The sequence below is a fragment of the Sorangium sp. So ce117 genome (assembly GCF_051524395.1).
Taxonomy (GTDB): domain Bacteria; phylum Myxococcota_A; class Polyangia; order Polyangiales; family Polyangiaceae; genus Sorangium; species Sorangium cellulosum_B.
Window position 1 is genome coordinate 12,663,271 of sequence record NZ_CP150309.1, and the last position, 22,944, is coordinate 12,686,214.

A 22,944-nucleotide genomic window follows, 5' to 3' on the forward strand; every position below is an offset into this window, starting at 1 on the left:
TCGTCACTCCGAGCGGCTCCGTCCGGGTCCAGGTTCGCCTTTACCCCAGGCTCGCTTGCCGAGCGAGCGTCTACTTGCCGCCCGGACGTCCTGCCCCCGTCTTCAGCACGATCGCCTGGGCCGCCGCGGCGTCGTCGAGGGCCTCCGGAACGGCGCTCGCGCTCGTCGCGGCCTCGCCGCCGGATGTCGCCTCGACCACAAGCGCCCCGTCCCGCTCCCGCACCAGGTGAGAGAACCGCCAGGACAGCGCGTACCCCTCCGGATCCTGGTCCGGCGCGTGCGTCACGGCCGGGAGGCCCAGCCCCCGCAGCGCCGCCGCGAGCGACGCGGCGCGCTCCGGCCGCACAGCGACGAGCACCCGCAGCGCCGGCTCGTCCGCCGCGCCCGCGACGTCGCGCGCCCAGGCGATCGCGTCGAGGTTCAGCGCGAAGCCGACGGCCGGCATCGGCAAGCCGAAGCGGGACAGCAGCATGTCGTAGCGCCCGCCCGCCGCGATCGCCTCCCCGGGGCCTTCGGCCAGCACATGGAAAATTGCACCCGTATAGTACGCCAGACCGCGGAGCTCGCCGAGGTCGACCCGGAGCGCCGGGCCGAGCTCGGGGCTCACCCTCGCCGCGTCCCAGAGCGCGCGGAGCTCGGCGAGCGGCGCCTCGGCGGGCGTGCCGGTGAGCAGGCGCGTGGCGCGGTCGAAGACCGCGGCGCCGTCCGGGTCAGCCGCGCCGCCGCCCGCGAGGTCCGGCAGCGCGGCGATGGCCGCGACGATGCGGCGCGGGACGTCGGCGGCCTTCGGGCTCGCGAGCACGGCGGCGAGGCGGGAGGCGTCCTTCAGCTCGAGCACCTCCGAGAGCTCGGCCGCGAGCCCCGCCGGGACGGCGTCGAGCAGCGCGCGCGCGATCATCGCGTGGCCGAGGTCCACGACGAAGTGCTCGAGGCCGGCCTCCCGCACCGCGGAGGCGGCGAGGCGGAGGATCTCGAGCTCACCGGCGAGCGTGCCGACGCCGTAGAGCTCGACGCCGGCCTGCGGGATCTGCCGGTGGCGCCGCGCCCGCCCCTGGCGGCGGCGGAGGACCGTGCCCTCGTAGCAGAGGCGGATGGGGCGGGGCGCGTCCGCGAGCCGCGTGGCCACGAGCCGCGCGATCTGCGGGGTCATGTCCGGGCGGAGCGCCGCCACCTCGCCCGACTCGGGCTCGATGAAGCGCAGCACGTCCGCGGCGTCGAGCGTGCCGAGCCCGCGCTCGAGCACCTCGGCGAACTCGAACGCGGGCAGCGAGACCGGCTGGTAGCCGCACAGCACGAAGTGATCGAGCACGCGCTTGGCGAGCGCGCGCCGGCGCCGCGCCTCCTCGGGGAGGAGATCGCGCATCCCGGCGGGCAGCGGGTGGGCCAGCGCACGCGGCGGGGCGGAGGCGGACGGCGCTGGCCGGTCCACCTCGGGCGTCGGAACGTGGCTGTTTCCCCCTCGGGGGGCTTCCCATCGCGGAGCGTCGCTGGACATCGTGGCCCCGCTTATACCGGCTGAGCACGCGGTGCGCACGCGGCGCGCACGTCCGTTGAGCTTGCCGTGGCAAGGGCTTTGCTGGTCGGTGCGCACCACCGGGCCCGTGGACCGGAAGCGCACGCGGCGCCCTCGACGGAGAGATGGCTCATGGCTCTGACCGCCGTTCCGACCGATGTACCGAGCGCCAGCACCAGGCCTGAGACTCCTCCGGCGCCCTGCGGTCTCACCCCGCCCGGCGTGGTCGGGTCGCGCCCTTCGCCCCGCGCCGCGAGCGCGGGCCCGTTAGCCGAGGTCATCTGCCGGGCGAAGGACGGCGATCGGGAGTCGCTCGACGAGCTCACGCGGCTCATCCGCCCGCACGTGGAGCGGCAGCTCGCGCGCTACCCCGTGTCCGACGAGGACCGGCTCGACCTCGTGCAGTCGACGCTGCTGCAGGTGGTGCGGACGATCCGCTCGTTCCGCGGCGACTCGAGCTTCACGACGTGGCTCTTCCGCGTGACGGCGAACGAGGCGCTCATGCTGATGCGGTCGCAGCGACGGCAGCGCGCGCGCATCGTCGAGGGGCTCGACTTCGAGGAGCTCGGCCTCTTGCCGACGATGCGCAGCACGATCGGCGAGGACGACGCCGCGTCCGCGGCGGAGCGGGAGGCGTACGTCCGCGAGGCGCTCTGCGAGCTGCCGGACGACTACCGCGACGTGGTGCTCGCGCACTACCACGAGGACCTCGGCCTCCAGGAGATCGCGCAGAAGCTCGCCGTGAGCGAGAGCGCCGTCCGCTCGCGGCTCCACCGGGCGCGCGTGCGCCTGCGCGCGATCCTCAACGCGACGGCGTTCGGGCGCGAGATCGCCGAGGGCGTCGCGGCCTGAGGGGCGCGCGGGCGGCGACGTCCTGCGCGTGCGGGCGGCGACGTCCTGCGCGTGCGGGGAGGGAGGCTGCGCGCAGATCCGACGCGCACCACCCGGCGGTGTGCAGCTAACGAACGGTGGAGAGCCTGACCGTCGCGTCGCGCCAGCGGCGGAGGACGTCCCAGAGCTCTCCCATGGTACGGAGGAGCACGTCGGGGCGGGCGTCGAGGAGATCGTCTTGCGATCCGAAGCCGCCGAGGACGGCGATCGACCGCGCGCCCGCGCGGCGAGCGCACTCGATGTCCTGGGGGCCGTCGCCGACCATCACCATCTTGTGCGGCGGGACGCCGACGCACGCCGCGAGGTGGAGCAGCGGCGCCGGATCCGGCTTCTTGGCGGCGACGTCGCCGCCCGCGACCACCGCGCGGAAGCGCGCGCCGACCCCGAGCGCGGCGAGCACCGCGTCGGTGGTCGAGCGCGGCTTGTTCGTGCAGACGCAGAGCGCGAGATCGCCGAGGTCCGCGAGCCTCTCGAGCATCTCCTGCGCGCCCGGCATCCAGCGGGTGAAGTCGAGCGGGTGCCGCGCGTAGTAGTCGAGGAAGTAGCGGAGGACGTCCTCGACGCTCTCGGATGTCTCGGGGAGCCTTGCGGCGCGCGCACACAGCGCGCGCGCGCCGTCGCCCACGTACCGGACGATCACCTGCCCGGGCAGCGGGGCCCGGCCCGTCGCCACCAGCGCATGGTTCACCGCCGCCACGATGTCGCCCCGACTGTCGATCAACGTACCGTCCAGGTCGAACACGACCACCGTGGGAGTGAGCATCACCAGAGAGCCTACGCTGGCGCCCTCGCTGACGGAAGGTACGGCGAGCACCCCGATGTCGCATGAACCGGACTTTATGTCCATTAATTGCGACTTTATGTATGAAAAATTTGACATTGGTTCGCCGGTCAGTTACCTGGTTCGAGGTTCCGGCGATCCCTCGAGGGATCGCCAGCACCTCGAACCAGCGCGGCTGCGGAGCGGGCGCCGGAACGCGGCATGGGCAAGGGGCAACCTCGGATCACCAACGTCATCCGCACGCTGAGGTTTCATGCGGGCGAGATGACCCAGGCGGAGCTGGCCGAGAAGGTCGGCGTCACCCGTCAAACCATCGTCGCCATCGAGCAGGGCCGCTACTCGCCCTCCCTCGAGGTCGCCTTCCGCATCGCGGCGGCCTTCGGCGTGCCGCTCGAGCACGTCTTTCAGTGGAAAGGTGACGCGCCGGGCGAGCGGCGTTGAGAACAACGGTGCTTGCCTGTGTCGAGCAAGGGCACGAGAAAGGAAGCGTCGTCGTGACCACGAGCGCCGGCGACGACGAAGGCGCTGCGCGCGCGGTCGTGCTCCACGCGTGAGGCGACGCGCATGCGGCGCGAGGAGCCCACGCCCAGCGCGCTTGTGCGGGTCGACGTGCACCAAGGACCGCAATTTCCGCTGATGCGGCGTTCATGCTGGTTCGAACGCTCGGCGCAGCTCATTCACGAAGTGCCCGCGGTCACCAGGTGCCGCAGCTCCGTGCTGGCCTGTCGATTTCGTGATCGAGTCGCCTCGATCCGGAGATTGCACAAGGCGTGAGCCGTGGTGAAGCGCTGACCCTGATGCAGCTCCCCGCCGCAGTTCCGCCCGACAGCCGGGCGGCGGCCGGGCGCCTCACCGGGCTCGTGATGGAGCATTCGGCGTTCGTCTGGCGCTCGCTGGTGCGGCTCGGCGTGCCGCGCGCCGACGCGGAGGACGCGGCGCAGCAGGTCTTCCTCGTGGCGGCCCGGCGGCTCGGGGACATCGAATCGGGCCGGGAGGCCGCGTTCCTGTTCAGCACGGCGCTGCGGATCGCCTCGCGCGCGCGGAGGACCCAGCAGCGGCGCCGGGAGGTGCTGGAGGACGCGCCCTGCGAGCGCGTCGACCCGGCGCCGGACCCCGAGGAGATGATGGATCGCGCCCGCGCCCGCGCGATGCTCGACGCCATCCTCGACACGATGCCCCTCGAGCAGCGCGCTGTCTTCGTGCTGTTCGAGCTGGAGCAGATGACGACGGCGAACATCGCGGCGCTGCTCGATCTTCCGGCAGGCACGGTCGCGTCTCGCCTCCGCCGGGCGCGCGAGCACTTCCAGGCCGCCGTGAGGCGGATAGAGGCGCGGGCCCATTTCCGAGGTGAATCGCCATGACCGATCCCGAGCGCCTTCTGGACAAGAAGGGGAGTGCTCTGCCAACGACGCTCCTCCGCGCGGCGCTCGACGAGAGTCCGCCGAGCGGCTTGACCCGGCGAATGCTCGTCGCGGTCGGCGTCGGGGCCGCCGTGACGGGGACGGGGGGCGCAGCCACGGCGGGGACTGGGGGCGCGGGCGCGACGGGGGGCGCGGTCGCGACGGGGGGCGCGGGCGCGACAGGGGGCGCGGGCGCGACGGGGGGCGCGACCGTGGCAGGGGGCGCGGGCGCGACGGGGGGCGCGGTCGCGACGGGGGGCGCGACCGTGGCAGGGGGCGCGGGCGCGACAGGGGGCGCGGTCGCGGCAGGGGGCGCGACCGCGGGGGTGGGGGGCGCGGCCGCGATGGGGGGCGCGGCCGCGGCGGGGGCGAGCGCCGCGCTGAAGGTGGCGGGCGTGGCGGGCGGGAGCGGGATCTTGAGCGCGCTCGGGATCGGCGCGCTCGCGGGGGTCCTCACGCTCGGGGTCGCGGAATGGACGCACGTCGACACGCCGATGCCCGCGAGGCGCGCTCAGGAGGCCTCCAGCGCGCCGGCTGCGCTCGCCGCGCCGCGCGCGCCTGGCGCGGCCGAGGCGGAGCTGCACGAGCGCGTCCCGGAGGAGCGAACGGACGACGCTCCGCTCCTGGCCGCGCCCGCCGCCACGGCTCCTGCCGCCACGGCGGTGAACAGCCCGCGCGCACGCGAAAGGAACGCGCCGACGCTGGCCGCCGAGCTGGCGCTGCTCGACACCGCGCGGCGCGCGCTGCGACGCGGCGATCCGGCGGCCGCCCTCGCGCTCCTGGCTCGCCACGCGCGCGAGTTCCCTAGCGCCCAGCTCTCCGACGAGGCCGCCGCGATCCGCGTCGAGGCGCTGGCGCGCAAGGGGGATCGCGCGGGCGCACACGCGGCGGCGCGGCGCTTCCTCGAGGCACACCCGGGCAGCCCTCACGCCGATCGCGTCGAGTCGGCCGCCGGGCTCGACACGAGCAAAGGCGCCGTGCAGCGGAGGAGCGGACCCGCAGATTGATACGAGAAGAGGCCTCGCCATGGCGCGGCGAAAGACCGCGCCCACGCGCGAGCACCCGTCACCCGGCCCTCGCGGTGGGGTGGTCCTCAGCGCTGGCGTCCTCCGCCCAGGAGGGCACCCGACCTTGGTTGGTCCCCTACCGCGGGTTCACGATCGAAATCTGGAACCACTCGCCCACCTTGCCGGAATACTGGGATATGCCTCCGACAACACCGGGCCCGCACAGGTTTCCTTCGGCGCCGTTCGTATCCCGCGGTCCCATGACGTTCCACACCGAGGAGCTGCAGTCCGCTGCGGTCTCGGTCAGATGGAAGTGCGCCAGGCCGCTGCCCGCGCTCCAGTACAAGAAGTTATATTGCGGGTAACAAGAGGCCCCGAAGCAGTCGACGCAGCCAGCCGACCACTGCATGATGTCCTCCTCCCCGTCCACGACCCCTTCCTTTGTCGTGAAATAATAGGTCATCTCGCTGATCTGCTCCTGGCTGAAGCCCACGCTCGCGAGGCTCCACCGCGACGTCCCGCAATCTGCGCATTCTCTGCATTCCAGCACGATGTCGTCCGCGTCTGTCGCATCCGCGAGCACGACAGCAGGCCACATGGCGGGGATGTCATCGCCGAGCGTGTCGGTGAACTGCGCCGCGATGCTCGGCGGCGCGCAGAGGGGCAGCCCCTGACATTCCGGATCGGCGCAATCCGCGAGCCCGTCCACATCGTCATCGTGGCTGTTGCCGCAGGCCGCGTCGGTGTCCTCGCGCGGCGCCGCCGTGTCGTCGACGCCGATGACGATGTCGACGCTCCCCTGACCGACGGAGACGACCTCGTCGTCGGCGCGGAACTGGAACACGACCGTCGATGTCGTGCCTTCGTCGATGAAGACCTGCAGCGGATTCGGCGACGTCAGGACCGCCTGAACGGGCTGGTAACCGGCGCCGGTCCACCGCTCGAGGACCCAGGTTGGCTCGAGATATACGTCATAGTGGCCGACCGGAAGCACCTCCGTGATCACGGGCGCCTCGGTCGAGCCATCGACGAGCCGGTTCGTGGGACCGTGGATGTTGAACCGTGCGTTCGACAGGCGGTACGTCGCGCCCGTGACGCTGGTCCCGACGAGGGCGAGGCTGATCGAGCCGACCTCGGACGCCTGCTCGACGCCGTCCGGCGCCTCCGCTCCACAACCCACCTGCATCGCAAGAGCGGCGAGGACGGAACATACGAAGAGCTGGCGCAAATGTCTCATGATGACTTCATATCAGAAGCGCTCGCCCAGGAGAAGTGAGATCGTCGGACGCGCGATCACGGCCGATCACGGCGAGTCAGCGCTTCGTGCGCTGTGCAAATCACCTGTGTGTCGGGACGATCTTCCGGATCGTCCCGTCGTCGTTGTAGTAGGCGCGATCGACGCACGTGGATCGCCGGTAGCTACCGCCGGTCGGCAGCGCGGCGTTATGGTACGTGAGGTAGCTGGCCCCTTTGAACTCGAAGAGCGACTGGTGAATGGTGCTGCTGTTCGGCACCGGATCCAGGATGACGCCTCGATGTTGCCACGGCCCCTCCGGTGACGTGCTGGTCGCGTAGGAGATGCTCTCCGGGAACCCCGAAGCGTAGGTCAAGTAATAGAGGCCGCCGTGCTTGGACAGATAAGGCGCCTCGGTGTAGCCGGGGATGTTCTTGAGCACGTGGATCTGGGCGCCGCTGATGCTGCGGTTCTGCATCTTCCCGCTGCCGTCGGTCGTGTAGGTCTCACCCTTCAGGTGGATCATGTCGTCCTCGAACTCGACCCAGTACAAGACCCCATTTCCCCAGTACATGTAGGCCCGGCCGTCGTCGTCGACGAGCACCGTCGGATCGAGGTTTCGCCACGAATGGTCCGCCGTGCCGTCGGTGTCGGCCAGGAAGATGAGCGGGATCCCCCGTGCGTCCTTGAACGGCCCTTCCGGCTTGTCCGCGACCGCGACACCGATCGAGATCCCGTAGCCGGACTGGCCGCCCTCCACCGGCGCGTAGAAGTAGAACTTCGGGGTGCCGTCCTCGTCGTCGCGTTCGACCACCTGAGCCGCATTGGCGTTGCCCGTCGAGTCGCCGCCGCGAGCCCAGGAGAACACATTGTAGCGCATCACCGCGCCCTTGTTCTTCCAGTGGATCATGTCGGACGATGTCCAGAGCCGCCAGTCGAACATGCGGTGTCGAGCACCTCCTCATCAGCCTATCCAGCACGACGACCATGGCGACGGTGAGCACCACCACGCCAAGCTGTACCGTTCAGACGTCCAGTAGCCGGCCATCGAATGTGATCGTTCACATTTTTAGCGTCAATCGAAAAACCGCGATCCCTAGCCTGTAGGGTCAAGCTGCCGGATCGCGTCAAAGCACGTGCGGCCGATCGCGCTTGACATCCATAATGTGAACGTTCACATTCGGCGTCGGCTTAACCGATTCATTCTAGGGGGCGCGTCGCGCGTTCGTGTGGCGTTCGTGTGCCCGTGTGCCCGTGCGATCGCGGTGGGGGCTGTCGGCTCCACCTTCCGTTGGGATGGTCACCTATCATGACTCACACGCTACAGAAGAGGTCAGGCATGCGTTCGACGAGGATGGGACTACGTTGGCTCGGCTTTCCTTCGTTGGCCGCCCTGCTCGCGGCGTGTTCCGGCGGGGACCTCAACTCACCGGAAGGAAATGACGGCGGTGGCTCCGGTGACACCACATCCGTGGTGGTGGGCAGCGGCGGCGCAGCCCCGACGCCGGCGGCAGGAGCCACGAGCAGCGGGGCGACGAGCAGTGGCGCCACGAGCAGCGGGGCGACGAGCAGCAGCGCCGCGAGCAGCGGCGCCGCGAGCGGCTCGGGTGGAGGCGCCACGACCGGGAGCACCGGCGCGGGCGGAATCGACCCGGACACGATCACGGCCCCGGAAGGCAAGATCCCGAACATGCCCATGCCGGCGAACAAGATCAACTTGCCGCGCAACAGCTGGCGAGACGGCCTGGTGTCACCGACGCTTGAGGCGGGCCATCACCAGAACCAGCCGATCGTCATCAACGGATACGTTCAGGGCGCCGGCAACGCCGAGATCGTCTTCTACGACATCGCCGATCCGACCAACCCGAAGATGCTCTCGCGCATCCAGAGCCCTGGCTTCGATCCCAGGGGAGGGCCCAAGGGCGTCGGCGAGGCGGAGTCGCACCAGACTTCGGTCGCCCGCTATGGCGACAAGTTCTACCAGGTCACCACCTCGGGCACCGGCGTCGACATCTGGGACGTCACCGACGCCCGCGCGCCTCGTCACGTGAAGCTCGTCAAGCTCGACGGCATCAATTACGGGGACTTCACCGACTCCGTCTGGGGAATGTACTGGCAGGGCAGCGTCATCTACGTCGGCGGCACCAACACGGGCCTGCACATCCTGGACGCCGCGGATCCCGAGGACGTGAAGTTCGTCAAGAAGATCCCGATCTCGCAGTTCGGCGGCGTGAGCGCCGGTCCGCTGTGGGCCGTGGGCAATACGCTGGTCATCACGACGCCCAAGGACAACGGCGGCATCGCGACGATGGACATCAGCGATCCGATGAACCCGGTCGCGCTCGACTTCATCACCCCGAGCAAGAGCTATATCTGCGGTCTGTATGGCAAGCACATCTACGTGCAGTCGCCGCTGCGCGTGTGGGACGTGCTGACCGACCCCACCGACATCGGTTCGGCCAATTCACCCATCGCCACGCTGCCCGACTCGGCGTTCAGGGCCATGGGCTACCCCGCCGGGTCCGAGTACATGAGCTTCTCCGACGGCACTCTGTTCCTCGGTCACCTGCGGCCGGACGCCGGCGTCTCCAAGATCGACGTGCGCGACATCCACAAGATGTCGATCAAGAGCCGGGTCTGGGGGCGGCTCGAGTTCACGAACGGCGACGACCAGTTCTCGATCCCGGTCGGCAGCCTGCTGGTGCTGGCCGACGACGAGCTGCCCTACCGCGGCATGGTCATCGCCGCGCACTCGACCGAGCCGGACACCATTCCCCCGGCGGTCGACACGGTGCTGCCGAAGAACGGGGCGACGGGGCTGTCCAAGAAGTCGCGCGTCGGCCTCAGCCTCACCGACAACGTCGAGATCGCCACGGTTCACCACGGCAGCTTCATCGTAAGGCCGATGGGCGGGCAGCCGTTGAAGGGGAGCTTCGGCCTGTACATGGGCATCGTCAGCTTCGATCCCGACGAGGACCTGATGCCGAACACGACCTACGAGATCGTCCTGCCGAAGGACGGCATGAAGGATCTCGTCGGCAACGGCATCGCGGCTGAGTTCAAGTCGACGTTCACGACCGGTCCCTGAGCCATGCGCTCGCTCCCGAAGCTCCTCGGCCTGCTCGGAGGCATCTGCGCGGCGGCGGCCTGGCCGGCCGAGGCGCGCGCCGTCACGGCCAGCGTCCCCGTGCGCGCGCCCTCGCTCGCCGGCGAGGCCGTCACGTTCGACCTGACGATCGGCGACGCGGTCGGCCCCGTTCAGGTGCGCTGGGACATGGGAGACGAGACGCGCACCGAGTTCATGGTCGACGACGTGCAGCAGGTCCACACCTACGCCGCTCCCGGCCACTACCCGGTGCTCGTGACGGTGAAAGACGATGTCGGGTTCACCAGCGTCGCCTTCGGGCACACGGCGCACCGGCCGCTCGTCACGGGCAGCGCTGCGGGCTCGACCGACCTCGTGTACGATCCGCCGAACGCGAAGGTCTACACGGCCAATTACGAGAACGACAGCGTGAGCGTGCTCGACGCGAGCGCGCTGACCAAGGTCGCGGAGGTGCCGGTGGCGCGCGGCCCGGTCGGGCTCGCGCTCACCGCGCAAGGCACGCTGTGGGTGCTGCACCGGGATGCGCACTCCGTCTCCATCCTCGACACCGCGTCGCTCTCGGTGGAGCGCGAGATCGCGCTGCCGTACGCGTCGCAACCGATGGGCCTCGCGATCAGCCCGACGGGGGACGCCGCGTACGTGACGCTGATGGCGGTCGGCAAGGTGCTGAAGCTGGACGTGGCGAGCGGCGCCGTTGTGGCCGAGCTTTCGCTCGGCGGTACGCCGCGGGGCGTCTCGGTGTCGCACGACGGCTCGCAGATCTACGTCACGCGCTTCCTCTCCGAGGACAGCCACGGCGAGGTGGCGCGCATCGACGCGGCGACCTTCCAGGTGAGCACGCGCTTCGCGCTCGCCGCGGACACCACGACGGAGGACACGGACCAACAAGGGCGCGGCCTGCCGAACTACCTGTTCTCGGTGGGGCTCTCGCCCGACGGCTCGTTCGCGTGGGTGCCGGGCAAGAAGGACAACATCTTTCGTGGTCCATTTCGCGATGGGCTCGACCTCACCGACGACAACACGGTACGTCCGCTCGTGGCGCTGCTGAACCTCGCGGAGGGCGCCGAGGACGTCGCGCGGCGCATCGATCTGGACGATCGCAACCTGCCGAACCAGGTCGTGTTCACGCCGCTCGGCGACTACGCGTTCATCAGCGTCGCCGGCTCGGCCCTGGTGGAGGTCCGCGACGCCTACACGGGCGAGTTCGTGACCGCGCTGAAAGAGACGGGCTTCGCTCCACGCGGCCTGGCGCTGACCGAGACCAACAGGCTGTTCGTGCACGCGTCGCTCAGCCGCACGGTGACGGTCTACGACGTCGCCGACATCGTCAGCTCGCACGACCTCATCACCAAGAAGCTGGCCGAGATCCCGACGGTCGCCGTCGAGAAGCTCGACCCGCAGGTCTTGCGCGGCAAGCAGCTGTTCTTCAACTCGGCCGATATCCGCATGAGCGACCAGGGCTACATCAGCTGCGCGTCGTGTCACTTCGACGGCGCGGAGGACGGGCGAGTCTGGGATTTCGGCAGCGCGGGGGAGGGGCTCCGCAACACCGTCTCGCTGCTGGGGCGGCGCGGCACGGGCCACGGCAACGTCAACTGGAGCGGCAGCTTCGACGAGATCCAGGACTCGGACGACAACATCCGCCACCTGTTCGGCGGGAAGGGCTTCCTGACCGCCGAGCAGCTCGCTGTGGGGACGGTCGGCACGCCGCGCGGCGACAAGAAGGCCGGCCTGAGCCCAGAGCTCGACGCGCTGGCGGCGTTCCTCGGTTCGCTCGACACGCACCACCCGAGCCCCTTTCGCAACGCCGACGGCTCGCTCACCCAGGACGGCGTCGCGGGTCGCGCGATCTTCAAGCGCCTGGGTTGCGGCTTCTGCCACACGGGTGCCGACGGGACCGACAGCGCGGGTGGCAAGCTGCACGACGTCGGCACCGTGAAGCCGTCCTCCGGGATGCGCGCCGGTGAGCCGCTGTTCGGCATCGACACGCCGACCCTGAACGGCGTCTGGGAGACGGCGCCGTACTTGCACGACGGCTCCGCGCCAACGCTGCTCGATGTCCTCGTCACGGCCAACCCCGAAGATCGTCACGCCTTCACCAGCGCGCTCAGCGAGGCCGAGCTCGGGCAGCTCATCGCCTACGTGCAGCAGCTGGACGGCACCGTCGACCTGGAGCCGAGCGAGGTGGACGGCGCGGATGGGGAGCCGAGCGAAAAGGGCCTCTTTGGCTGCAGCGTGGCGGGCGGGCGCGGCGACCGCCACGCGCCGCTCCTGGCGCTCGCGCTCGTCGCGGGGTTGATGGCGTTCGGCGTCCGCCGAGGGAGGCCCGCGTGAGGCGCCTGCAGAGCCTGTGCCTGGTTTCGCTGCTGCTGGCGGCGTGCGTCGGCGAGATCGGCGGGGGCGCTGCCACGGACGGGGCGACGACCGACTGGGACACGCTGCCGTCCGTGAATCCTCCCGACCCGGAGCTGTCGGGCCTACCCAGGCGCGAGGCGCAGCACCGCGCGCTGTGCGCGACGCCGCGCGGCGACAGCTTCTGGCAGGCGGTGTGCGAAACGCCCCGCCCGGACATCACCGACTTCGCCAGCTTGCTCAGCGTCGCGAAGCTCGACGAGAATCGCGCCTTCGCGCTCACCGGCAACTCCACCTCGCTCGTGAAGGGCGCCGTCTCCGCCGTCAATCCGCGCCTCATCGTCTTTCCGCGCGTGACCGAGATGCGCGAGAGGCCGGCTGAAATGACCGCGCTCGGCTTCGTCCGCGGCGAGCCCTTCGTCGAGATCGTGAGCCGCGACCTCTCGACCGGGGACTACAATTTCTACCTGTTCACGTTCGAGCGGCAGTGTGATTACGACGGCAGCTGCGATCTGGCGAGCCTGCTCACCGAAGAGATAGAGCACGGCTGGACCGCGTTCAGCGTTTACAGCGAGGAAGACGTCGAGAACACGTCGTTCGACTGTCGCTCGTGCCACCAGCCCGGCGGCCATGGCACGAAGAAGATCTTGCGCATGCAGGAGCTGGAGTTCCCCTGGATGCACTGGTTCCCGCAGCGCTTCGTGCAGCGGACGGAGTCCGATCGGGTGCTCACGGCGCAGTTCCTGGAAGCCCACGCAGCGGACGCGCAGTACGGCGGCATCCCCATTGCGGTCATCCAGAATGCCATCGACGAGGGCAGCGGCGCGCAGCTGGAGGCGTTGCTCGTCGCCGAAGGCCAGGCGGCGCAGCCGAACGCGTTCGACCCGCGCATCGAGGCCGAGGCCAAGGCCGGCTCGTCGAGCCCGATCTGGGAGGAGCAGTTCGCCTTGTCGCAGGCGGGTGATTCGATCCCGGTGCCTTACCCGCTCGTGGACGTGACGGATCCCGCGCTCCGCGCGGAGCGGGCCCGGTCCTATCTCGACGTGGTGACGGGCGCGGCCCCGCGACAATCCCTGCTCGATCTGCGCGACCTCTTCTCCGCAGACGCCAAGGTGAAGCTCGGCCTGGTGCCGCCGCCGGGGGCGAGCGGGCGCGCCGTGCTCACGCAGCTCTGCTCGCGCTGTCACGACGGTCGCGGGAACCCGGCGCTGAACCGCGCCAAATTCAACGTGAAGAACCTGGACGGCATGTCGCGAGAGACGAAGGACAAGGCCATCTTTCGCTTGCAGGAGCCCGCGACCTCGGCGCTGCGCATGCCGCCGTGGCGCGCCGCCGACGAGCTGCCCCCCGCGGAGCTCGCCGCGGCCATCGAAGAGCTGGCCAAGTAGCGCCGTCCGCGTGACCGCAGCGCGCCAGTTTGTGATTGACGCCGGCCATGTGAGCGTTCACATTTGCGCTGCAGGACCTGCATTGCCTTGCCCGCTTCGCGCTGGCGTGACGTAACGGAGGCGTACAGCGGCCGGCGATCGTGGCCTGGCTCCGTTACTGGATCTACAAGGACACCGGTGGGAAGCACTATGTCTACGGTGATGATTGCGTGATGTGCACCTCCCCTGGGTGAATCCCCAGCGCAAGAGCTGGGAATGACCTGGCGCTGAGGCAGACGGCGCGGCCCCATCCACCATCGGAGCCGCGGAGCCCCGCGCCCGTCCCATCGGTTGGTTGGGGAATGTCGCGATTCGCAGCGTCGTCGTGGGCTTGCGTACGGATCTCGCGTACATCTTCGGGGATGTCGACCTTGCCACCCCGGGCGCGCTCCGGATACAGTTCAGCACCTAGCGAATGACAGATGAGGGATTAGGGGAGATCGGGCGTCTCAGGGCAGAGATCGCAGCGCTGCACGCGCGCGTCGAGGAGCTGGAGAGCGCGCTGGCGGAGCGGTCGAGCGGCGGGGCGGCCGGGGGAGCAGCGCGGCCCGACGCGGTGAGCGCGGACGCTCACGCCGCCTGCGGCGCGCTCGCGTGGCTGCTCACGCCGGCGCCGGCGCTGATCCACTGGCGTCCCGATGGCGTGGTGACGCGCTGGAACGAGGGCGCCGAACGTGTCTTCGGCTGGAGCGAGGGCGAGGTCGTCGGCCGCAGGCTCTCCGAGCTCGTGGGCGCAGATCCCGTGTCCCCGGACGCGGTGCGTGCGCTCCTGCTCGACTGGGCGGAGAACCGGTTCTCCTCGGCCACGAGCGAGGGCAGGACGAAAGACGGGCAGGCGCGCCTCTTCCGGTGGACCCACGCGGTGCTGCGCGACGACCGCGGCGGCGCGCGTGAGATCGCGGCGATCGTCGAGGACGCCGGCGACCCACCGGGGAGCCAGCACGTGCTGCTCGGGCGGCTTCAGCTGCTCCTTCAGCTGCTGGACCACTCGCGCAATTCCATCTTCGTCAAGGACACAGGCGGGCGCTACGTCTTCGTCAACCGAGCTCACGCCGAGGTCCTCAAGAGCCACGTCTTCGAGGTCATCGGCAAGAACGATTACGAGCTGGGCCCCCTGGCCCCCCAGGCCATCGAGGAGGTCGTGGCGAGAGAGCACGACGTCATGGCCGGGGGAAAGGCGATGCAGTACGAAGAGGTCCTGCTGGTCGGCGACACGAGTATTCATTTCTCCACTGTCAAGTTCCCGATCCTCGACGGACGTGGCGAGCCGATCGGCCTCGGCGGTGTCGTCACCAACACCACCTTGCTGAGGCACGCTGAGGCCGAGCGGGCCGCGCTGCAGGAGAAGATCATCGTCGCCCAACAGGCGGCCCTACGGGAGCTGTCCACGCCGCTCATCCCGATCGCCGACCGGGTGGTGGCGATGCCGCTCGTCGGGACGATCGACAGCGCGCGCGCAGCGCAGATCATGGAGACGCTGCTGTCCGGCATCAGCAGTCAGAGCGCACACACCGCGATCCTGGACGTCACCGGCGTGCGCGCGGTCGACGCGCACGTCGCCGATGCGCTGACGCGGACCGCGCGCGCCGCCCAGCTGCTCGGCACGCGCGTGGTGCTCACCGGCGTGCGCTCGGAGGTGGCGCAGACGCTGGTCACCCTCGGCGTGGATCTGTCCGGTATCACCACGCTGGGCACCCTGCAAAGCGGCATCGCGCACGCCCTCCGCCACCCGGGGAACCAGCGGTCAGCGGGTTGAATCCGTCTGAGAGAGCAGGAGCTCGGGCGGACGCCGCCGGAGGGGCGGGCGGCAAGGCGCGTGGTCGGCCGGCGGGAGCTGGCCGGGAGGCTACAAGTGCCCGCCGGATCGGTTACGTTGTCTGGACCCCATGACGATCGACACCTCTCCCGACGCGCCCATCCCGTCGGTGCTGTCGAAGCTCGACGAGATCCGGCAGCGCATGGCCTCCCACACCGATCGGGACGACGAGCGGCGGGTCCTGGAGATCCTCGCGGGCTCGACAGCCGTCGAGCTCGACCAGCTGCTCCTCCAGCTCGATCTCCCCGCCCTGATCGGAGACATCGACGATCGCCTCATCGGCCCCGACAACCGCACGGCGCTGCTCGATCTCCTGACCGCCGAGCGCCTCGGCGACCTCGGGATCCCGGCCCGCGCGGCGCTCATCTCGGCGCTGCAGCGCGGCCGGACGGGTAGCCTCGACGAGCAGGCGCTGCGCCGCATCTGGCTCGGCACGCGCGGCGCGGACGTCACGCGGCTCAAGAACGCGCTCGACGGCCGCGGCGGCTACCGCGACCTTCACCAGCTCTTCTACCACGATATCGACGACGACTCCCTGCGCGAGGCGATCCTCGCGCACTTCGCGCGAGAGGCGGTCTCGGCGTCTGGCTCGGTCTCGGTACGCGAGGTGAAGATCCTGTCCGATATCGACGATACGTTTTATGCGAACTGGAAGGACGCCCGGTACCCGAAGAAGACCGTCTATCCCGGCGTCCTGCAGTTCTATGCGGAGCTCGACCGCGGCCCTGGCCCCGTGCCCGGGCGGGCCGGTGATCTGACCTTCGTCACCGCCCGCCCGGGCGACCGCCTCGGCCTCGTGGAGGACGCGACGATCAAGGCGCTCGCCGAGCGCGGTCAGCTCACCGCGACCGTGCTCGCGGGCTCGTTCACCCGCCTCATCGGCAACCGCACGATCGCGGAGAAGAAGCTCGAGAACTTCCTCGAGTACCGGCGGCTGTACCCGGAGTACGATTTCGTCTTCGTCGGCGACAGCGGGCAGGGCGATATCCACTTCGGCCAGCGCATGCTCGAGCTCGCGCCGGGCGCGGTGAAGGCGGTTTTCATTCACGACGTGGTCGCCACGCCCGATCTCGCGCGCAAGGAGCTCGCGGCCTCGGGCGTTCACCTGTTCGATACCTACATCGGCGCCGCGCTCACGGCCCTCGAGCGCGGCCTGCTCGGCCCCGAGGGCGCGGCGCGCGTGGCCGAGGCCGCCACGGCGGCGTTCGCCGCGATCCCGTTCCCGTCACAGGCGGACCAGGAGGCGCGCCGCCTCGAGATGGCGCGCGACGTCGCACGGCTGAACGAGGCGCTGCCGCCTTCGCTGCGGACAGGACAGCCGTGAAGGAGCGCGGCGGGGTTTCCCACGACCCCAGAGGGTATCAGGCTAGCCGCGCCGAGCGCCGCCCGGGCCTCGAAAGGGTAGACTGACAGGCATCATGAGCGGCGAGGGACGTCTGCTTGCGTGGTTCTTCGAGGCCATGGCGCGCCATCAGCCGGACGACGCGCTCTCGTTCACAGAAGCACAGGCGAACTTCACTTCGGTGCTGAAGGGCCTCATCGCGGTGGAGCGCGGCGGCGGGATGGTGTTCGGGTGGGTGCTCTCCGGCGAGCACGCCGATGCGGTCGTGCGCGCCGCGCCGCCGGCGCTCACGGACGCGGCGCTGGCCTGGCGCGCGTACTTCGAGCGACGTTATGGCGCGCGCGGGCGCCAGGAGGTCGCCCGCATCGCCGCCGCGCTCCGCTACACGCCGTTCCTCGACCGCGGCCCCCTCCGCGCCGACGCGGGCGTCGACGAGGCGCTCGCGGGGTTCATCGACGCCTGCCTCGACCCGCGCCACGCCGCGCCGCGCGCCGACGGGCCGGGCGCGGCGCCCGCGGACGACCGGCTCGGCGACACGCTCCGTGGCGCCATGGCGCAGCGCGACGCCTCCTCGCCGTGCGCCGGCCGCTCCGTCGCGGTGAAGACCCCCTCTCCGGATCGCCTCCTCGACGTGGCCGAGGTCGAGGGGCGCCACGGGGCGTTTCACCCGCAGATCGAGGCGCTCTACGCCGCCATCGACGGCCTGGCGCTCCTTGATTCGGCCTCTCCGCCGTCCCGGGTGCCGTGGCCCGCCGCTCTCCCGCCGGGGGCGCTTGTCCTCGTGTCGCCGCTCGCGTGGGCGAGCGCCGTCCGCAAATCGAGCTCGTCGAGCGCGATGGGCGAGATGCAGCTCCTCGTGCTTGCCCGGCTGCCACAGTACATGCTGCCCAGGGAGTCCGAGCGCGGCGTCGAGTTCACCGTGAACCTGTATCTCGCGTTCCGCGTCGGAACGGCGGAGATCTACCTGACGGACGAGTTTTACGGCTCCCCTCCGCTCTTGCTCGCGCGCGACGTGGTGACCTTCTTTCGCGCGATCCGCGGCGCGGCCCCGCGGCTGGAGGGCGTCCTCGCGGCCCTGGCGAAGGCGCTCGGCGGCGGCGGGTCGCGCGCTGGCTGATCCCGGGCCGCGTCGCAGCTCCGAGCCTCCCCCTCGCTCAGGCCGCGGCGAGCGCGGCGACGAAGCGGTCGATCTCGGATTCGTCGTTGTAATAATGGACCGAGGCGCGCACCAGATCGGGAATCCCGCGATCCTCGAAATCGAGCAGCGTCCCGGCGGCGGTCGACACGCTGACATGGATCGCCTGCGCGGCGAGCCGCTCCTTGATGGCCGTGGCGTCCTCGCCGGCCCGGGTGAAGGTCACGATGCCGCAGCGCTGCTCGCCGAGATCGCGCACGGCGACCCCGGGGAGCTCGGAGAGCCGCGCGCGCAGGCGCTCGGCCAGCGCACCCACCCGGTCGCGGATCGCCGGCAGGCCCAGCCGGAGCGCATACTCCGCGGCCGCGCCGAGCCCGAGCCGGCCGGCGACATAGCTCTCCCAGTTCTCGAACCGCCGGGCGTCGGGCCGCAGCTCGTAGCGGTCCGGCGCCGTCCAGCGCGCCGCGTGGAGATCGAGGAACGGCGGCTCCAGCCGGTCGAGCAGCGCGCGCCGGACATAGAGAAAGCCGGTGCCGCGCGGCCCGCGCAGGTACTTGCGCCCGGTCGCCGACAGGAGATCGCAGCCGATGGCCTCGACGTCGATCGGCAGCTGGCCCACCGACTGGCAGGCATCGAGCAGGAAGGGCACGCCCGCCGACCGGGCGCGGCGGCCGATCTCCTCCGCCGGGTTGACGAGCCCGCCGTTCGTGGGGACGTGGGTGATGGCGATCAGCTTGACCCGCTCGTCGAGCAGGCGATCGAGCGCGGGCAGCGAGACGGCGCCGCGCTCGTCGCTCGGGACAGGGACGATCTCCGCGCCGGTGCGCCGCGCGACCTGCAGGAACGCGATGTAGTTCGAGGCGTACTCGGTCCGCGCGGTCAGGATGCGATCGCCAGGGCCGAAGCGGAGCGAGTAGAACGCCATGTCCCAGGCGCGCGTGGCGTTCTCGACAAGCGCGATCTCGCCGGGCGCCGCGCCGATCAGCCGGGCGATCGCGCCGTAGACCGCCTCGAGCCGCTCGCCGGCCTCCGCCTCGGCCTCGTAGCCGCCGACGGTCGCCTCGCGGCGCAGGTGCTCGACCACCGTGTCGACCACCACGGCCGGAGGCAGCGAGGAACCCGCGTTGTTGAAGTGAAGGACGCTGGCGCAGGCCGGGGTGTCGCGGCGCAGCGCGGCGATATCCATCGTCATGACGTCGTCTCCTCGAGAGGCCGACACGCTGCCGGCTGGGCAGCTCCACGTCAATCGCGGCGGCCGCCGGCGGATCTCGTCGCGCGGCTCGGTGGCCTGGAGCTCGCGAGCGACGCGCCGTGGGAGCCGCGCCGGGCGATCCACGTGCACGGCCCGACGCGCCTGCCGATCCGCTTCGCGCCGGGGCCGCGCCTCGGCAGCGGCGCGGGGCCTTAGGGCACCCGCAGCGAGGCAGCGACGTCGAGCAGCGGCACGAGCGCCTTGTCGTCCGCCGCGCCGGCGAAGAGGTGCACCATCAGGCCCTTGATCCTCGGGTGCGGCAGGATCGCCTCCGCCATGACGCGTGTGGGGCTCATGGGCCAGACTTGCCAGCTCATCGCCTTTCCGAACACCTTGCCTGGCCTGGACGTGGGGGTCACCTTCACCCCGTTCTGGTTGTACTGGAACGATGGGTGATCACCGACATAGATGCCTATCGCGGACTGCGGCGCGCCGAGCTCCGCGGGCAATCGCACGCGGTGCACCGTGAAGTCCGGGCCGCGCTGCAGGGCGGTGCTCGCGCCCGCCGGGACCTTCATGAGGAAGCTGTCCTCGCTGCCCTGTCCCTTGATGGCGCGCTCTCCTCCGCCCGCGTCGATGCGCCGCGGCCCCGCGCTCACGGTGGCGGCGATCGCGCGCGCGAAGGCCGTGCAGCGGGGCAGCTCGCCGGGCGCCGCCGGCAGCGCGCCCGCGCCGGCCGCGAGCGCGCTGCAGCCCGCCGCGTCCTTCGCGGCCGGAGGATTCACGTAGAAGGCGAGCCTCTGAACGAAGCCGTCCGGGTGCAGGACGTACAGGCCGAGCACCGGGATCGCGACGCTGCCGCGATTCGTGCTTCCAGGGAACACGGCCCAGGCCCTGAGCTGCTCGTCGGACAGGCGGAGCGGCTCCACCGTGGCGCTGCCCCCGGGGAAGTCGGCGGCCATCGCGGCGCGAACGCCGCCCTCGGGGTCCTTGCCGCCAAGCGCGAAGAGCTCGGAGGCCATCATCACGAAGCGCTCATCGCCGGCGTCGAGCACCACGCGGGTCTCCTCTTCGTCCGGCTCCGCCGCGGCCATGACCGAATGCGCGCGCGCCTCGATCCGCGCTCCCTCGGGCAGCCGCACCGCGAGGCGACCCGAGAGCAGCGAGGTGGCCGGCCGCTTGCCCAGGAAGTCGGTCGAGGGCGCTGCGGGCCCGGGCGAGGCCTGGATCGGCGCGATGGGCGCCTCGCCCTGCGGCGCGGGCGCGGGCGCGTCGCCCTGCGCTGTGGCCGGCGCCTTGACCGGCGCGCCGCCGCTGCCGGAGCACGCGGCGCAGGCGAGCAGGGCTCCGCAGGCAAGCGCGAGCGCGGCAGGAAGGCGGAAGAGGCGGGCTCGACGCATGCGGTTCATCGGGCGCGACCGTAAAGCACCGCTTGCCAGCGGGCAATCGCGCTCGCGGCCGCAGGTCACGAGGCGTCGAGGGCGGCGCGCCGTGAGCGCCTCGTCGCATGGATGGCTCGGTCGCGCGGTCCTCCAGCGTTCCTGATGCCTGCGGGGCTGATGCCCGCGGGCCTCACCCGTCCTGCTGTGGGGTCCGGCGAAGCGAGCGGACGCGCCGCGATCGGCCGTCAATTTCGCGGCGGCGCCGCGCCGACGAGCCCGTCCGGGCCGGGCTGGCGCGTCGCGCGTGGCGCACGGCCGGCGGTGAGGGGAGGACCGTGGCGTCATCGCTGCTTCTCGCACCGGTGGCACCAGCATTGCTGGATGTGTTGGCGCTGATCGCGCCGGCGCCGACCGCGTGAACGACGCTGACGGTGCCCGGCCGACCGCCGTCCGCGGCCAAGGTTGGCGATGGGATGGGCAGGCATGGAGGATCCGATGAAAGACCAGAGCTCCGTCGAGGTTCTTGTTCCACGTGAGATGTCGCCGGATCAGAGACAGCGTCTCATCGACGAGCTCTATGGCTTACGCCGCGTGATCTTCGAGGGCGCGCAGCGGGAAAAGAGCTTCGCCACCCACGTCATCGACGCTGGCGCGGAGCACGGCGCCGTCGTGGTCCAGAGGGGCGCTGGCGGCCAGATCACCGGCTATTTCGCGGTCCAGATCATGGATCCGGAGCCTTCCGGCGCGCAGATCGCGATCTTCCGCGGCGAGTCCGGGGCGCTCGGCGAGCACGTCGGCGACGATGACGTCCTCCGCCACGTCCTTTTGCGCCTGATCCGGTACATGCTCGCCCACCCGGGTCGCCCCGTGTTTTGCCTGTGCTCGGTGGCTCATCCGTCGAGCTATGCGCTGTTCTCGCGCTTCGTTGACATCGCGCGCACGAGCCCGCCGGAGGGCGCGGATGAGCTCATGTCCAGGCTCGCCTCCTCGTTCGACCCGGAGGTGAACGATCGAGGTAGCCCGTTCGTCTTCGAGGTCGGGCAGACGGCGGCCGAGCCGGCGGGCGGCTGCGACTTCCTGCACGTCTACGAGAACCCATCGGCGCGCCCCCGCGCTGCGGAGGAGCGCGAGCTCGTAGCGCTCGTGCCGCTGCGCCTCGGCGGCATGCTGCGCGCCGCGGTGGGCTGCGCGCCGCCGGAGGCGAGGCGCTGGTAACGCGCCGCTCGCCGGGTCAGGCCAGCACTTCGGACAGGCTGTCGAGGAATCGCTGGTTCTCGCGCTCGGTGCCGATGGTCACCCGAAGGCTGGTCGGCAGGTTGCCGAAGGGCCGCACGATGACGCCCTTCCGGAGCAAGGCGTCGTACACGGCGCGCGCCGGCCGCCCGACGTCCACGAGCACGAAGTTCGCCTGGCTCGGCGCCACCGACAGCCCGAGCCGCGTGAGCTCGCGCGTGAGCCGGTCGCGCTCGCGGAGGTTCAGCGCGCGGCTCTTCTCGACGTGCTCGGCGTCGTCGAGCGCCGCGACGGCCGCCGCCTGCGCCAGCGCGCTCACGTTGAACGGCGCGCGCACCCGGTTCAGGTAGTCGATGAGCTGAACCGGGCCCACGGCGTAGCCGACGCGGAAGCCCGCCAGGCCGTAGATCTTCGAGAAGGTGCGGAGCACGAGCAGCCGCTCGCGCAGCCCGCGGAGGCGCAGGGAGTCCGGGAAGTCCGGCGCGTCCGTGTACTGGATGTACGCCTCGTCCATCACCACGATCACCTCGGGCGGGAGCTCCCTGAGCAGGCGCTCGACGGCGGCGCGGCCCACGTGCGTGCCCGTCGGGTTGTTCGGGTTCGCGATGAACAGGAGCCGCGTCTTCGGCGTGACGGCCGCGGCCATGGCCTCGAGGTCGTGCCGCTGGTCGCGCAGCGGCACGGCCGTGAACGGGACGCCGTAGGCGAGCGCGGCGAGCTTGTAGACGACGAAGGCCGGGTCGGCGAACACGATGTGCGACCCGGGCGTCGCGAAGGTGTGCACGATCAGGTCGAGCAGCTCGTTCGAGCCGTTTCCCTGGACGATCTCCTCCATCGTGACGCCGTGGACCGCCGCGAGCCGCTCGCGCAGCCGGTAGGCCGCCCCGTCCGGGTAGAGGTGCACGCTCTCGAGCGCCCGGCGCGCCGCCTCGAGGGCGCGCGGGCTCGGGCCGAGCGGGTTCTCGTTCGAGGCGAGCTTCACGGCGTCCGTCACGCCGAGCTCGCGCGCGAGCTCATCGAGCGGCTTCCCCGTCTCGTACGGCGAAAGCAGCTCGACGGAGGGCAGAACTAGCGCAGACATAGCGCGCACCCTATCACACCTTGGCCGTGGGGCGTGAGCCGGCTCGCCGGCG

General features: G+C 70.9%; 18 protein-coding genes. 11 read left to right on the forward strand and 7 right to left on the reverse strand.

Going from position 1 to position 22,944, the window contains the following annotated elements:
- Positions 1-70 precede the first annotated feature (70 nt).
- Entirely contained in the window at positions 71-1,495 is a 1,425-nt protein-coding gene (locus tag WMF46_RS47565; protein ID WP_437983310.1) for an ATP phosphoribosyltransferase regulatory subunit, read from the reverse strand.
- A gap of 150 nt (positions 1,496-1,645) precedes the next feature.
- On the opposite strand from WMF46_RS47565, the gene WMF46_RS47570 reads away from it, so the two are divergent.
- On the forward strand, positions 1,646-2,365 hold the full coding sequence (locus WMF46_RS47570) for an RNA polymerase sigma factor (protein WP_437983311.1): 720 nt from the start codon (positions 1,646-1,648) through the stop codon (positions 2,363-2,365).
- Between the two features lie 106 nt (positions 2,366-2,471).
- Here the strand turns inward: WMF46_RS47570 and WMF46_RS47575 are convergent, their stop codons facing one another.
- The gene (locus WMF46_RS47575; protein ID WP_437983312.1) at positions 2,472-3,167 is read right to left on the reverse strand and encodes an HAD family hydrolase; all 696 of its coding nucleotides are present in this window, start codon (positions 3,165-3,167) and stop codon (positions 2,472-2,474) included.
- A 219-nt stretch (positions 3,168-3,386) separates the two neighbouring features.
- On the opposite strand from WMF46_RS47575, the gene WMF46_RS47580 reads away from it, so the two are divergent.
- The 3 genes from WMF46_RS47580 (at position 3,387) to WMF46_RS47590 (ending at position 5,592) form a co-directional block, all read left to right on the forward strand.
- Positions 3,387-3,626 (forward strand): helix-turn-helix transcriptional regulator, encoded by a 240-nt coding sequence (locus tag WMF46_RS47580; protein ID WP_437983313.1) that lies wholly within the window; start codon positions 3,387-3,389, stop codon positions 3,624-3,626.
- A 329-nt stretch (positions 3,627-3,955) separates the two neighbouring features.
- Entirely contained in the window at positions 3,956-4,546 is a 591-nt protein-coding gene (locus WMF46_RS47585) for an RNA polymerase sigma factor (RefSeq protein ID WP_437547734.1), read from the forward strand.
- The gene (locus tag WMF46_RS47590) at positions 4,543-5,592 is read left to right on the forward strand and encodes a hypothetical protein (protein ID WP_437983314.1); all 1,050 of its coding nucleotides are present in this window, start codon (positions 4,543-4,545) and stop codon (positions 5,590-5,592) included. The genes WMF46_RS47585 and WMF46_RS47590 overlap by 4 nt, the downstream gene beginning before the upstream one ends.
- A 136-nt stretch (positions 5,593-5,728) precedes the next feature.
- On the opposite strand, the gene WMF46_RS47595 is transcribed toward WMF46_RS47590, so the two are convergent.
- Positions 5,729-6,829 carry a hypothetical protein gene (locus tag WMF46_RS47595; protein WP_437983315.1) on the reverse strand — a complete coding sequence of 367 codons (1,101 nt, stop codon included), beginning with the start codon at positions 6,827-6,829 and terminating at the stop codon, positions 5,729-5,731.
- Between the two features lie 100 nt (positions 6,830-6,929).
- Positions 6,930-7,769: a glycoside hydrolase family 43 protein gene (locus tag WMF46_RS47600; RefSeq protein WP_437983316.1), complete on the reverse strand. Its 840-nt coding sequence runs from the start codon at positions 7,767-7,769 to the stop codon at positions 6,930-6,932.
- 396 nt (positions 7,770-8,165) lie between these two features.
- Here WMF46_RS47600 and WMF46_RS47605 point away from each other — a divergent pair, with 396 nt between their 5' ends.
- The 6 genes from WMF46_RS47605 to WMF46_RS47630 all read left to right on the forward strand — a co-directional run bounded on the left by WMF46_RS47605 (position 8,166) and on the right by WMF46_RS47630 (position 17,986).
- Positions 8,166-9,914 (forward strand): Ig-like domain-containing protein, encoded by a 1,749-nt coding sequence (locus WMF46_RS47605; RefSeq protein ID WP_437983317.1) that lies wholly within the window; start codon positions 8,166-8,168, stop codon positions 9,912-9,914.
- 3 nt (positions 9,915-9,917) lie between these two features.
- Complete coding sequence (locus WMF46_RS47610) at positions 9,918-12,266, forward strand: PKD domain-containing protein (protein WP_437983318.1); 2,349 nt, start codon at positions 9,918-9,920, stop codon at positions 12,264-12,266.
- A complete protein-coding gene (locus WMF46_RS47615) occupies positions 12,263-13,672 on the forward strand; it encodes a c-type cytochrome (RefSeq protein WP_437983319.1) in 1,410 nt (469 codons plus the stop codon). The genes WMF46_RS47610 and WMF46_RS47615 overlap by 4 nt, the downstream gene beginning before the upstream one ends.
- 454 nt (positions 13,673-14,126) lie before the next feature.
- Positions 14,127-15,467, forward strand: coding sequence for a PAS domain-containing protein (locus WMF46_RS47620; protein ID WP_437983320.1), 1,341 nt, complete (start codon positions 14,127-14,129; stop codon positions 15,465-15,467).
- A gap of 130 nt (positions 15,468-15,597) precedes the next feature.
- Positions 15,598-16,851 (forward strand): phosphatase domain-containing protein, encoded by a 1,254-nt coding sequence (locus WMF46_RS47625; protein ID WP_437983321.1) that lies wholly within the window; start codon positions 15,598-15,600, stop codon positions 16,849-16,851.
- Between the two features lie 94 nt (positions 16,852-16,945).
- Entirely contained in the window at positions 16,946-17,986 is a 1,041-nt protein-coding gene (locus WMF46_RS47630) for a hypothetical protein (protein WP_437983322.1), read from the forward strand.
- Positions 17,987-18,023: 37 nt separating this feature from the next.
- On the opposite strand, the gene WMF46_RS47635 is transcribed toward WMF46_RS47630, so the two are convergent.
- Together WMF46_RS47635 and WMF46_RS47640 are read right to left on the reverse strand one after the other, a co-directional pair.
- On the reverse strand, positions 18,024-19,196 hold the full coding sequence (locus WMF46_RS47635) for an aminotransferase class V-fold PLP-dependent enzyme (protein ID WP_437983323.1): 1,173 nt from the start codon (positions 19,194-19,196) through the stop codon (positions 18,024-18,026).
- Between the two features lie 212 nt (positions 19,197-19,408).
- Positions 19,409-20,596 carry a hypothetical protein gene (locus WMF46_RS47640; protein WP_437983324.1) on the reverse strand — a complete coding sequence of 396 codons (1,188 nt, stop codon included), beginning with the start codon at positions 20,594-20,596 and terminating at the stop codon, positions 19,409-19,411.
- A gap of 477 nt (positions 20,597-21,073) precedes the next feature.
- On the opposite strand from WMF46_RS47640, the gene WMF46_RS47645 reads away from it, so the two are divergent.
- A complete protein-coding gene (locus tag WMF46_RS47645) occupies positions 21,074-21,793 on the forward strand; it encodes a hypothetical protein (RefSeq protein ID WP_437983325.1) in 720 nt (239 codons plus the stop codon).
- Between the two features lie 16 nt (positions 21,794-21,809).
- Here the strand turns inward: WMF46_RS47645 and hisC are convergent, their stop codons facing one another.
- The gene (hisC, locus tag WMF46_RS47650; protein WP_437983326.1) at positions 21,810-22,892 is read right to left on the reverse strand and encodes a histidinol-phosphate transaminase; all 1,083 of its coding nucleotides are present in this window, start codon (positions 22,890-22,892) and stop codon (positions 21,810-21,812) included.
- Between the last annotated feature and the right edge of the window lie 52 nt (positions 22,893-22,944).

Excerpts from the sequence above, each read along its gene's own strand:
- WMF46_RS47565 (WP_437983310.1), bottom strand. The coding sequence starts at position 1,495 with ATGTCCAGCGACGCTCCGCGATGGGAAGCCCCCCGAGGGGGAAACAGC.
- WMF46_RS47570 (WP_437983311.1), top strand. The coding sequence starts at position 1,646 with ATGGCTCTGACCGCCGTTCCGACCGATGTACCGAGCGCCAGCACCAGG.
- WMF46_RS47575 (WP_437983312.1), bottom strand. The coding sequence starts at position 3,167 with ATGCTCACTCCCACGGTGGTCGTGTTCGACCTGGACGGTACGTTGATC.
- WMF46_RS47580 (WP_437983313.1), top strand. The coding sequence starts at position 3,387 with ATGGGCAAGGGGCAACCTCGGATCACCAACGTCATCCGCACGCTGAGG.
- WMF46_RS47590 (WP_437983314.1), top strand. The coding sequence starts at position 4,543 with ATGACCGATCCCGAGCGCCTTCTGGACAAGAAGGGGAGTGCTCTGCCA.
- WMF46_RS47595 (WP_437983315.1), bottom strand. The coding sequence starts at position 6,829 with ATGAGACATTTGCGCCAGCTCTTCGTATGTTCCGTCCTCGCCGCTCTT.
- WMF46_RS47600 (WP_437983316.1), bottom strand. The coding sequence starts at position 7,769 with ATGTTCGACTGGCGGCTCTGGACATCGTCCGACATGATCCACTGGAAG.
- WMF46_RS47605 (WP_437983317.1), top strand. The coding sequence starts at position 8,166 with ATGCGTTCGACGAGGATGGGACTACGTTGGCTCGGCTTTCCTTCGTTG.
- WMF46_RS47610 (WP_437983318.1), top strand. The coding sequence starts at position 9,918 with ATGCGCTCGCTCCCGAAGCTCCTCGGCCTGCTCGGAGGCATCTGCGCG.
- WMF46_RS47620 (WP_437983320.1), top strand. The coding sequence starts at position 14,127 with ATGACAGATGAGGGATTAGGGGAGATCGGGCGTCTCAGGGCAGAGATC.
- WMF46_RS47625 (WP_437983321.1), top strand. The coding sequence starts at position 15,598 with ATGACGATCGACACCTCTCCCGACGCGCCCATCCCGTCGGTGCTGTCG.
- WMF46_RS47630 (WP_437983322.1), top strand. The coding sequence starts at position 16,946 with ATGAGCGGCGAGGGACGTCTGCTTGCGTGGTTCTTCGAGGCCATGGCG.
- WMF46_RS47635 (WP_437983323.1), bottom strand. The coding sequence starts at position 19,196 with ATGACGATGGATATCGCCGCGCTGCGCCGCGACACCCCGGCCTGCGCC.
- WMF46_RS47640 (WP_437983324.1), bottom strand. The coding sequence starts at position 20,596 with ATGCGTCGAGCCCGCCTCTTCCGCCTTCCTGCCGCGCTCGCGCTTGCC.
- WMF46_RS47645 (WP_437983325.1), top strand. The coding sequence starts at position 21,074 with ATGAAAGACCAGAGCTCCGTCGAGGTTCTTGTTCCACGTGAGATGTCG.
- hisC (WP_437983326.1), bottom strand. The coding sequence starts at position 22,892 with ATGTCTGCGCTAGTTCTGCCCTCCGTCGAGCTGCTTTCGCCGTACGAG.